The organism is Poriferisphaera corsica, from assembly GCF_007747445.1.
Classification (GTDB): domain Bacteria; phylum Planctomycetota; class Phycisphaerae; order Phycisphaerales; family Phycisphaeraceae; genus Poriferisphaera; species Poriferisphaera corsica.
Genome location: NZ_CP036425.1, coordinates 2,622,418 through 2,634,596 on the forward strand (window position 1 = coordinate 2,622,418; position 12,179 = coordinate 2,634,596).

Genomic DNA, 12,179 nt, shown 5'->3' on the forward strand with positions numbered 1-12,179 from the left:
TAAAAGCTGATTTTCTCGGGCCTAGTATGACTCGAAAACGTGGCGTCACGTGGTTCGCATGTGTCGGGCTGATGACGCATCGGTCGGTGGCTGATGTCATGGAGATTTAAAGATGAAACGTAAAGTGATTGCGAGCGTTGTGACGCTGTTTATCGTGAGTGGTCTGGTTGCCGCATTGTACTTGCCGAGTTATGGACAAGATGATGACAATGATATGGATAAGGCAATGCAGAATGAGCAACGTGATGGCATGATGATGCAGCAGGATGATATGGACGGGGCGATGATGGATGATGATATGCGTGGGCGCATGGGACGGCATGGCATGAGGCATGATGGGAAGATGGATGATCAAGGCATGATGATGCGTCGTGGTATGGGAATGGGTATGGACCGCAACAAAATGATGGGCGGCAAGATGGGCATGATGGATGGCAAATGGGGCAAAGGTCAGATGTGCAACTGGGGATTCATTACGTGGTACTTGAAGGTTGGACAGATGTACCTGAATATTGTTGATCAATATACTGAGGTTGCTGATGATCAAGACAAGGCTTCTGTCAGTGCGATACTTGGATCTGAAAAATTGTTTGATACACAGGAAGCGTATGCTGCGTATTTAGAGCATTGCTTGCCTGATGCTCCTAATGACACGGTGAAACGTGCGATCCAAATGAAGCTGACTGAAATTTATGGCAAGTCTGATGATCCTCAGATGAAGGAAAAAGCGACGGATATCGTCCACAAGCTGATTACGCAGCAGGACTAAAATGTGGACTGTAAGCAGTATTAAAAGAACAAGCCTCGAACAAATGTTCGAGGCTTGTTTTATCGTCTGATTTAGATCAATCAACTTATGCGTTGAGTGATTTACCTTCAGCGCGAAGGTCAATGATGGCTTCTTTAATACGATCAGCCATGGCGTTCTCAGCAGCTTTGAGGTAAACGCGTGGATCGTAGAACTTCTTGTTACCAACTTCGCCGTCAACCTTGAGGATGCCGTCGTAGTTTTTGTACATGTGGTCAGCGATTGCACGTGTGAAAGCGTACTGAGTATCGGTGTCGACGTTCATCTTGACGACACCATAATCGAGTGTTTCTTCGATCTTGGCTTTTTCTGAGCCTGAACCGCCGTGGAAGACGAGCCAGAAGTAAGCGTCGTCGCCGAACTTAGCCTTGATCGCGTCTTGGCCCTTCTTGAGGATAGACGGATCGAGCTTCACAACGCCTGGCTTGTATGCACCGTGGACGTTGCCGAAAGTTGCGGCAAACATGTAGCGGCCGTTCTTGACAGCTGAGAGACGTTCGTAAACGTAAACCATGTCTTCTGGGGTGGTGTACATTTTTTCGTCTGGGGTGTCTTCAGTACCAGCGGCACCGTCTTCTTCACCGCCGACAACGCCAGCTTCAACTTCGAGGATCTGACCGATCTTAGCCATACGCTCAAAGATAGGAACTGAGAGGTCCATGTTGTCTTTGAGTGGGAGGCCGGAAGCGTCAAGCATGTGTGAGCTGAACAAAGGCAGTTTGCCTTCAGCAACACGCTTTTCTGATTCTTCGATGAGTGGAATCATGAAGGTTTCAACAGCATCTGGTGGGCAGTGATCGGTGTGCAGGACGACGTTGATGTCGTACTGTTCAGCGATGCGGTGCACGTGCTCAGCGATTGAGATAGCGCCTTCGACCATGCTGCCGACGTTGATACCGGAAGCGAACTTGCCGCCGCCAGTTGAGACCTGAATCATGCCGTCTGACTTGAGGTCAGCGAAAGCCTTCAGAGCTGCGTTAGCAGTGATTTCGGAAGTAACGTTGATGGCTGGGTATGCGAACTTGTTTTTGTACGCGTTGTCCAGCATTTTGCAGTAAGTCTTATAATCTGCAACGGGCATGGTAATACCTCTTTCTGCATGAAAATTAGGGAGTCGAATGCGAATTCGGCTCGAATCTCGATGATTTTCCAATGTCTCAGATGCGGCAGGTGGGACGCTTTCTCGACCGGTTAAGAGGCCGAGCCATAACTCCACGTTCCAGAATCGGACCTGAGAGTCCTTACTATAGTGTCTACCCCAAAAGCCGACAAATTGAAGAGGCAATTTGGAGGATAGAACGGGCAGAAATCCGCAAGAAAACGCAAATTTAACAAGCTGAGCAGGATTTTCCGCATTTGCGAATACATGAGTCAACGTTTCCGTGCTGCTCTGCTTATAAACATCGCAGGAAAGCTGACTTTCCCACACGGCCCGAAGCTGTAACAATAAGCATTATGAGTGCGATACAAGACAATCAGATCCATCCCGGTTCCATCACCCTGCCCCGAGGCTTTCGGGCCGGCTCAGCGACGGCTGGTATCAAGGTTTCTGGCAAGCCAGATATCACCGTCATCGCTGCGGACCGCCCTGTGGTTGCTGCTGGCGTATTTACACGCAACACCATCAAAGGTGCTCCGGTACTGATTGGTATGCAACACATCCGTGATGGCAAGCTTCAAGCAATCGTTGTCAACTCAGGCAACTCCAATGTCTGCACCGGCGATCAAGGTCTTGCTGATGCCACCGAAATGTGCGAGTTGGTTGCAAAACATTTGGGTTGCAAAACGACTGATGTTTTGCCTTCAAGCACAGGTGTCATCGGCCGCCCACTCCCGATGGACAAAATCCGAGCAGGCATCAACGATGCACTCGATCAGATCAATTCAGGTAAAGAAGCTGATCATGACGCTGCCGTAGCAATCCTGACAACCGATCTGGTTGCGAAGGAAGCTAGCCGCACCGTTACGCTAACTGACGGATCAACCATCACGCTCGGCGGTATCGCCAAAGGCTCTGGTATGATCGCGCCAAACATGGCCACCATGCTTGCCTACATCACCACCGACTGCGACATCGACAGCAACATGCTTAGCCAAGCGCTTAAGCAAGCTGTCAGTCAATCCTTTAACCGCATCACGGTTGATTCAGACACCTCAACTTCAGATACCGTGATCGTTCTTGCATCTGGTGACGCTAAAAACAAAACGATCGCTCGAGAATGTACTGATTATGAAACATTTGTTGAAGCATTGATCAGCCTTAGTAAAGAGCTTGCTTATATGATCATCGAAGACGGCGAAGGAGCCGAACGAATCTTCAAGGTCATTGTAAAGAACGCGGCAACGATAGATGATGCCGATGCTATAGGCCGGGCGGTTGCGGATTCGCCACTTGTTAAAGCCGCAGTGCATGGCAAAGACCCAAACTGGGGCCGTCTTGCGATGGCAATGGGTAAAACAGGTATCGCATATGATGCGACGAAATTGCGCATTTCTATCGGTGATATTGACGTTTTCTCCGCAGGGATGCCGATTGAGATGGACAAAGACAATCAATCGACGCTAGAGAACATGATGAGTCAAAAAGAGATCACCTTCACTTTCGATCTAGCCAATGGCAACCAAACTGTTGAATGGCTCGGCTGCGACCTTTCTCGCGACTATATCGCGATCAACGCGGACTACACAACCTGATCTCGCAAAGGATAAAACCAAACATGCGAATCGGTGTAGATACAGGTGGCACGTTTACCGACATCGTCCTCATGAGCGATGACGGCCTCATTATCCAAACACACAAACGACTCTCAACACCCGACGATCCTTCACTCGCTGTCATACAAGGTATCACTGAACTCTTCAGTAAAATCAATAAAGCTCAGCCTTCTGATATTACCGTCATCCACGGCTCCACAGTCGCAACTAACGCACTATTAGAACTCCGCAATATCGACAACCCACCCACTGCGATGATCTTTACTGAAGGCTTCACCGATACGCTTGCGATTGCACGGCAAACACGTCCCGATCTGTACGCGATCAATCCCAAACGCAGCAATCCACCCATACCACGTTCCCATTGCATCGCAGCTCCTGAACGCCTTAATTTTAATGGCGAAATCATTTCACCTCTTTCTGAACAAGCTTGCAAGACCATGATTGACAAGCTGCGAGATATGCAGATCCAATCTGTCGCAATCTGCTTGCTGCACAGTTACGCTAACTCGATTCATGAAAAGTTGATTGCACAGGCGATCGCAAACGTACTGCCGAATGTGCATCTAACGGTTTCCTCTGAGTTGTTACCCGAGTATCGCGAATACGAGCGAGCTTCAACCTGTGCGATTAATGCAGTCGTTGCCCCAACAATGAATCGCTACATCAAACGTCTGGAAGAACATTTTGGTAGCGAGCAACTCCGTATCATGTGTTCACATGGCGGCATCCTCCCTGCTAAAGCAGTACGACATCACCCAGTCCGTACCGTACTCTCGGGGCCTGCTGGCGGCGTACAGGGTGCGATCCATGCGGGTCAATTGGCTGGTTTAAACAATCTCATCACATTTGATATGGGCGGCACATCGACAGATGTATCACTGATCCAGGACGGAAAGTATAAGCTTTCGACTGAGCAAACCGCAGCAGGTTTGCCCGTCCACCTGCCCATGATCGACATCCACACCGTCGGCGCAGGCGGCGGATCTATTGCTTGGATAGACAAAGGCGGTGCTCTTCGAGTCGGGCCACGCTCAGCAGGAGCCGATCCTGGCCCTGCCAGCTACGGCAAACAACCCACAAACAACCTCACACCCACCGTCACCGATGCTCACATTCTCCTCGGGCACATACCTGAAGGAACAACCCTCGGCAACGATATCACACTCAATCCTTCACTCGCTGAAAAAGCCATTTCGCAAATCGCATCCAAACTCTCACTCACTCCCCATCAAACCGCCGAGGGTATTCTTCGCATCGCAGAGATCACCATGGCCAAAGCAGTTGGTCAGATCACACTTCAGCAAGGGCACGACCCTCGCGAATACAGCCTCATTACATTTGGCGGCGCAGGCGGTTTTCACGCGTGCTCACTTGCAGATCAACTCGGTATCAAGACTGTCCTCCTCCCACCGCACCCCGGCCTACTCTCCGCTGTCGGCATGCTCTCGGCTAAGCCGATCCATCATTTTTCTCACACAATCCTTCAAACCATCCGCACTGACGATCACGGAAACTACCCTGATCTATTACAACATTCGAGAATCACGAACGAACTGACCACACTCATCACCCAAGCTCATAATGCCCTTGAGTCTGAGAATATCCCAGTCAAGTCACACAATATTCGACCTCAAATCGACCTGCGATATCAAGGGCAATCATATGAGATCACCGTATCACTCGACACCACTGATCCCATTCAAGCTTTTGAACTGGAGCACAAACGTCTTTATGGCTATCTGGCGCATAGCCGGCCTATTGAAGCTGTCACATTACGCGTCACTGCCACAACATCAGCCCCATATACACATCAGCCAACACCCTTAAAACAGCAATTGCCAGATCAACCAAGAACAACCCCCGTTATCGAACTTGGCAAACCAGTCTGCTACACGCTTTTGCATCGCGAGAAACTCAACGCAAATGATGTTCTTCCGCCTCATACAATTCTCAGTGAATACTCCAGTACCACGGTTATCCCCGAAACATGGCATGGTGTCGTCACTGATACCGGCCACATAATCATTCGCAAGGAGGATCACTCTTGAACCCTCCCTCAAGTAATCTCTCACAATCTAATTCTGAATCACCGAATACCGACCCCATCGAGCTAGAGGTTTTTAAGCATTTATTTACCTCAATTGCAGAGGAAATGGGCATCCGCCTCATGCGCTCCGCCTACTCGCCTAACATCAAGGAACGCCGCGACTATTCATGCGCTGTATTCGATACTAGTGGCGATATGATTGCTCAAGCCGCACATATCCCTGTCCATCTCGGCTCATGTCCTCTATCTGTTAAAGCTATCATCAACCGTTTTAAACACGAAGGCATTCACCCCACTGACCGCTTTATCGTCAACGACCCATACGAGGGTGGTACCCATCTCCCAGATATCACACTTGTAGCCGGCATATTTATTGATAACCAAGAACAACCTTCGTTTTACGTCTGCAATCGCGCCCACCATGCCGACGTCGGCGGTATCACGCCCGGCTCACTCCCCCTCTCAACAAACATTAGCGAAGAGGGAGTACGTATTCCACCAACACGAATCACTGATAAACTCATCACCGATATTGCAAACCAAACCCGCACACCTGACGAACGACTCGGCGATCTCAAAGCCCAACTTGCCTCACTCGACATCGGCATCACCCGCATGACCGAACTTTGCGATAAGTACCAACTTGCGACGATTACTCGGTTAGGCGGTGAACTACAAAACTATACGCAGCGCTATATCACATCCATCATCAGCGACATGCCAGACGGTACATATTCCTTCACCGATTACATGGATGACGACGGCCACGGCAACACGAACCTTCCCATCACCGCCAAACTCACCATCGCTGGTCAATCCGCATCCATTGATTTCTCTGACTCAACCCCCCAATCGATCGGCCCAATCAATGCCGTACATGCCATCACACAGTCAGCCGTCATGTACTGCTTCCGCTGCCTTGCCGATGAGGAAATCCCATCTAACTCCGGCGTTTTAAAGTCAATCCGCATCACGACCAAGCCCGGCACCATTGTTGACGCAACTTATCCCGCAGCCGTTGCCGCTGGCAATGTCGAAACCTCTCAACGAATCGTCGATACGGTCTTCGGTTCACTCGCGCAAGCCTGCCCCAATAAAATCCCCGCAGCCTCGCAAGGCACCATGAACAATATCACCATCGGATCCTCTCCCATCTCATCCAATGATTCAGCAAATAAACAAACCTTCGCTTATTACGAAACCATTGCTGGCGGCGCAGGTGCTACACAATCATCTCACGGTTCAGATGCCATTCACACACACATGACCAATACGCTTAATACGCCCATCGAAGCGCTCGAACACGCTTATCCATTCCGTATCGGCAAGTATCTCATCAACGATCTCCCCCCTGACTCATTACCTCCAAACGCTTACCGTGGGGGCAACGGTTTGATGCGTGAGTATATCTTCGACACCACCGCCATCGTCACACTTATCACAGAGCGTCGTGTCCATCCACCCTACTCGCTCCCAATCGGTTCACCTCCTGCCGGAGCGATCGGCCACAACACGCTGATCAAAAAAGATGAAATACCACAACCAATACCTGCCAAAATCTCACTCAACCTGCAACCCGGTGATCGCGTGCAAATCCAAACCCCTAGCGGCGGCCATTGGCTCGCTTAACCTCTCAAACGCGACACTTTCCAACAAAACGAGATAATGATTTGCGGAAACTTCGGGAAAGATGCAAAACCGCTCGCATGCTGTTAAAATCATCATCCCTCGGCTCAGTAGCCCAATTGGCAGAGGCATGCGACTTAAAATCGCACAAGTGTGGGTTCGAGTCCCACCTGAGCCATCTTTAAAAACCTCTTGTATATGCAAGAGGTTTTTTTATTCCAACTTGCAATCACCTCACATACCCGCGATATCTCTACTAAAGGCCATAACCAGCAAATGTATCCACATAACGACTTTAACACTCAATACAATGCAGCAGTTTCTCAATGACACTCGAATACCTGTTATAGCGATGCAAACAAACGAATATCATCATCTTCGGATACTTATTTCCTACATGCATATTTCTCACACCAATAAGCAATACGCTCTGAGAATTTATCATAGTAGTACCCTAGGCAATATACAGTCATACAAAGCCACACCTTGCCTTACCCCCTAAACAGCCCAATCCCCCCATGCCTACAGACCCAATTCTAAGCACACAATCATCTGCACAATAAGTACGATTATTCAATTACTTATAATTATGTAACTCTAATAAGTTGGGTTTTGGGACATCATTATTTTTCCCTCAATAAATATCTGTTATAATTATCTTGCTGGATAAAATGCTTAACCATCAATCGATCGATAATGCAATAAATTTCGGGTAGTGCTAAGTTTCGAGAACACTTCTCTGCGAACACGCATTATATTTTGATTGAATACTCCCAAAGGTCGTGGCGTTATCCTAATTTTGTGCTTTATTGTTTATCAATAATCACACAATGTTTTAACACGATATGATTCATACTAATTTTCGGGGTCAAAATGAGAAACTTATTTTCCACCAAGCGACTATTACTGGCTACTTCTCTATGCATGCCATGCACCTATGCATCAGCCGAAATCACGGCCACTCAGCATGTATATCCTGACAATCCCACTACATGGAACGAGAACACAACCGTAATTCTCAATGGCCAAAACCACCCAAGCAAAATCGGCACACTGGAGATTAACTCTGGCAGCTCGCTTCATACTCTCGCCTCACACTTGGGTATTACCAAGGATTATGCAGGCCTTGCTGTTATACGTGATGAAGGCTCATCATGGTTGCTAACGCAAGATATTGTCATAGGCAAGCAAGGTATCGGTTCACTCAACATTCTGGATGGCGCAAAGGTTACGAACGCCAATGGTGTCATTGGCAGCGAAAGAGGATCTTCTGGCACAGTCACCGTGGATGGCAACAATTCAGTCTGGCAGAACAATGGCGATCTCATACTTGGCAGCTTTGGAGAAGCCACACTAAACATCTCCAACAATGGTACCATCAACGTTAATCAGGCAACCCGATTCTCCCATGAAAACAATATCAACGGGAAAATTAACTTTGACAACGGCACACTCAACACCACTTCACTTCGCCTATACAAAACACAACTACTCGGCACAGGCTCAATCAACACATATGGATGGATCTACAACGACCATGATTGGGTCTTTGATGCCTTAAGTGGAGCAACCAATACTCAACGCCTAAACATCAGCCCTGAACATAACATCTCACTAACCCTTGATCTTAGTGGTAAGACAGCCGTGGCCGATACAAGTGTCGATGGATCAATGGTTGTAAAAAATGGTATCAAGGTCTTCAGCAGAAAAGGCTACATCGGCTACCAACCCGATTCATCCGGCTCTGTCACAGTTACAGGAGATGGCTCTCTTTGGGACTGCAATGACTCATTGCACGTAGGATATAGAGGCCAAGGCAGCCTAACCATTTCCAATGGCGGCAGAGTAAGCAATACATATAGCTCAATAGGGTTCAATGTCGGCTCGCAAGGTTCAGTAATTGTCGATGGTGCCAATTCCGAATGGAACAACACCGACGGGCTCGTCATTGGCAATCAAGGTGACGGATCGCTATCTATACTGAATGGAGCAACTGTAATTACCGAGACGAAAGGCATCATCGGTTGGAATACTCTCGCCAATGGATCCGTAGTTGTCAGCGGCAATAACTCTACATGGAATATTGGCACATATCTAAGCATCGCAGGCAGCGGCAGCGGAACACTTGAAATCAAAGACGGTGGTACCGTCAACTATACAGACTACGGCTCTATCGCCTTTGGCTCTGATACAAACGGCTCGATAACTATCGACGGCAACAACTCCAGCCTAAACGGTGAAAGCCTAACTGTTGCAAATAATGGCATAGGAGCGATAAACATCACAAACGGTGGGCAGCTCAACCTCACGTCCTACCTCTCCATCGGAGGATACGGCTTACAATCCGAAGCCACAGCAATCATCGATGGCCACAACTCCGTCATTAACTGTGGCGGCGTCTCCGTTGGCAGCCAAAACAAAACATCCTTACTCATCACAAATGGCGCCACCATCAACGCTAACGGTTCTGCTACCTTAGGATTTAGTGAAGGATCAAACAGCATCGTAACCATTGCCGGCCCTCACTCAACATGGAACATCAAGCACCCCCTCACTGTTGGCGCTTATGGTAACGCCATACTCAACATCCTCGATGGTGCAAATGTCAATGTCAAAGACACAACCGCCATCGCCACACGCAAAGGCTCCAGCGGCGTGATCAACTTCACAAACGGCGGAACGCTCACAACCCGACAACTCGTTGCCAAATCCGAGCAATTAAGTGGTACCGGCATCATCAATACCGGTTCATGGAACACTCATGACACTTCTTGGGTTTTTGATGCAACCAACGGAGCAATCAGTACAACAACACTCAATGATAACTCATACCAAAACGTCACCGTCAACCTCGACCTAAGCGGCAAACTCGGCTGGCACGACCTCTTCGTCGGCTATCGCGACAAGGCCTCTGTTGATGTCAAGCATGGTGTCAAAATTTACAGCCTAAACGGCATCATCGGCAACTCGGCCTCCTCGCAAGGCACAGTCACCATTCAGGGTGAAAATTCCACTTGGCATTGCTACGACACAATCAACCTCGGCTACCAAGGCAGAGCAACCCTCAACATCCTTGATGGCGGCATCGTCAATAGCCGCTCCGCTAACATTAACACCAGCAATGAAGCAACTGCAAACGTCTTTATTGCCGGCCACAATTCTCAATGGAACATTGAACGGGATCTAAGAGTTGGCATAGCCGGCATCGACATCGTCGATGGCGCTTCTCTATCAAATTCCGATGCTTACATCGGTACCTATTCTACACTCCAACCAGTAAACGTGACCGTCGACGGCCCCGGCTCAGAATGGATTAACAACGGCAACCTATACATCGGGAATCAGCAATCCGCTACCGTCAATATCACCAACGGCGGCACACTTACCAGCAAAAATACTGAACTAGACGCGACTGTTAACATCTCTGGCCAAAACACCGTTTGGAATAATGCAGACACAATCACCATGGGGGAAAACAACGATTCCACCATCTACATTCAAAATGGCGGCATCGTCAACAGTGCTTATGTCGAAATCGGCAGAGACTATGGTTCATCAAGCACACTGGCGGTTGAGGGTCTAAATTCCAAACTAAACGTCTCCAACAACCTCTTCATTGGCGACCAAGGCACCGGTTTTCTTGACATCCTCGATAATGCTCATGTCGTTGTACAAAATACAACAAGAGTCACACAACGTGATAACAACGATAATCAAATTCACTTCTCCAACGGCACCCTCACAACAAATCAACTGGTCGCAACCGCAGATCAACTCAACGGCTTCGGCACCATCAACACCAAAGCATGGGTTGGCTGTGATGCCGACTTGCTCTTCAACGCAGCAAGCGGACTCAAACAATCCATCAAACTAAACAAAGATTCCAACCAAAACATCACGGTCAACGCTGACTTTAGCGGCAAAAACTTTATCGGCAATCTTACCGTCGGCCACAACAGTCAGGCATCCATGACGCTTCAGGATGGCCTCGTACTTCAATCCCAATACGTATACCTGGGCTACAACCAAAACTCCTTTGGTAAAGCCAGCATCTCAGGCGATCAAACCTCATGGAACATCAATCAGAACCTTCGTATTGGCTTTGGCGGCTACGGATCTCTTGACATCGCCGATCAGGGCCAAATTATCGCCGACAACGTGAACATCGGTGGATATGCGCCCTTTTCTTTCTCTCAAGGTTATGGACGCCTGACCATTTCTAACCACGCAAAAATGATCGTTAATAACAAATTAGAAAATTGGTTCGGCTCAAAAGCGACCATTGTTGTTTCTGATAATAATATGCTCCAAATTGGCGGAAAACTCTCAAACTACGGCCTCATAAACCTGATTGCTGACCAGCAACTCATCACTGGAACCTATACCCCAATTTCACTCGACACATCCACTGACCATAACTTTGGCAGCATCACTGCATTCGGCGGCGCTTGGGATCAATCAGAACTACAATTCACCGTCTCTGATTTTCAATACGCCAACAACAACGAACAATTAGCCCTCAATCTCACAGAAACACAACGCGTTAAAATCGATGAATCACTCATCGTCAATTTCCAACGCAATTTGCTTAACCCTGAAATTCAGTTCACCGCATCCAAAACAAGCAGCTCAGCACTTAACGATCTTGAATCACAACTCGATAACAATCAGCACATTCAAACCAGCTGGGATTTTGACATCAACGGCCTCACCGACAACGCAGGCGTCATGCTCTCATTCTCAATCAGCAACACTCTGAATGCAGATGATCTAACCATTTGGCATTACGATGGCAGCTGGTCTAAATTCAACACGCCAGACCTCGACATCCTAAACGGATGGGCCACATTCTATACCAACGACTTCAGCAGCTACGCAATCACCGCAATCCCGGAACCGTCTAGTCTACTCCTCCTCCTCGCAACGCTCGGCCTTACTCACCGCAGAAAAACTCACGCTTAACAGCAACACTCACACAAG

6 protein-coding genes and 1 tRNA gene are annotated in these 12,179 nt (G+C 48.4%); 6 read left to right on the plus strand and 1 reads right to left on the minus strand.

Annotated features, from left to right (window positions below; all coding sequences use genetic code 11):
- The first annotated feature begins 112 nt into the window (after window positions 1–112).
- The gene (locus tag KS4_RS10755) at window positions 113–769 is read left to right on the plus strand and encodes a hypothetical protein (protein ID WP_145077843.1); all 657 of its coding nucleotides are present in this window, start codon (window positions 113–115) and stop codon (window positions 767–769) included.
- 85 nt (window positions 770–854) lie between these two features.
- On the opposite strand, the gene fbaA is transcribed toward KS4_RS10755, so the two are convergent.
- Entirely contained in the window at window positions 855–1,889 is a 1,035-nt protein-coding gene (gene fbaA / locus KS4_RS10760) for a class II fructose-bisphosphate aldolase (protein ID WP_145077845.1), read from the minus strand.
- Between the two features lie 374 nt (window positions 1,890–2,263).
- Here fbaA and argJ point away from each other — a divergent pair, with 374 nt between their 5' ends.
- The 5 genes from argJ to KS4_RS10785 all read left to right on the plus strand — a co-directional run bounded on the left by argJ (window position 2,264) and on the right by KS4_RS10785 (window position 12,161).
- A complete protein-coding gene (gene argJ / locus KS4_RS10765; RefSeq protein ID WP_145077846.1) occupies window positions 2,264–3,502 on the plus strand; it encodes a bifunctional glutamate N-acetyltransferase/amino-acid acetyltransferase ArgJ in 1,239 nt (412 codons plus the stop codon).
- Between the two features lie 23 nt (window positions 3,503–3,525).
- Window positions 3,526–5,574 (plus strand): hydantoinase/oxoprolinase family protein, encoded by a 2,049-nt coding sequence (locus KS4_RS10770; RefSeq protein WP_200761170.1) that lies wholly within the window; start codon window positions 3,526–3,528, stop codon window positions 5,572–5,574.
- Window positions 5,571–7,202: a hydantoinase B/oxoprolinase family protein gene (locus tag KS4_RS10775; RefSeq protein ID WP_145077850.1), complete on the plus strand. Its 1,632-nt coding sequence runs from the start codon at window positions 5,571–5,573 to the stop codon at window positions 7,200–7,202. Before KS4_RS10770 ends, KS4_RS10775 begins: the two co-directional genes overlap by 4 nt.
- Before the next feature lie 101 nt (window positions 7,203–7,303).
- Window positions 7,304–7,377 (plus strand) — tRNA-Leu (locus KS4_RS10780).
- Window positions 7,378–8,072: 695 nt separating this feature from the next.
- The gene (locus KS4_RS10785; RefSeq protein ID WP_145077852.1) at window positions 8,073–12,161 is read left to right on the plus strand and encodes a hypothetical protein; all 4,089 of its coding nucleotides are present in this window, start codon (window positions 8,073–8,075) and stop codon (window positions 12,159–12,161) included.
- Window positions 12,162–12,179 lie beyond the last annotated feature (18 nt).

Bases quoted from the DNA above. Each gene is read 5' to 3' on its own strand.
- KS4_RS10755 (WP_145077843.1), top strand. From the start codon at position 113: ATGAAACGTAAAGTGATTGCGAGCGTTGTGACGCTGTTTATCGTGAGT.
- fbaA (WP_145077845.1), bottom strand. From the start codon at position 1,889: ATGCCCGTTGCAGATTATAAGACTTACTGCAAAATGCTGGACAACGCG.
- argJ (WP_145077846.1), top strand. From the start codon at position 2,264: ATGAGTGCGATACAAGACAATCAGATCCATCCCGGTTCCATCACCCTG.
- KS4_RS10770 (WP_200761170.1), top strand. From the start codon at position 3,526: ATGCGAATCGGTGTAGATACAGGTGGCACGTTTACCGACATCGTCCTC.
- KS4_RS10785 (WP_145077852.1), top strand. From the start codon at position 8,073: ATGAGAAACTTATTTTCCACCAAGCGACTATTACTGGCTACTTCTCTA.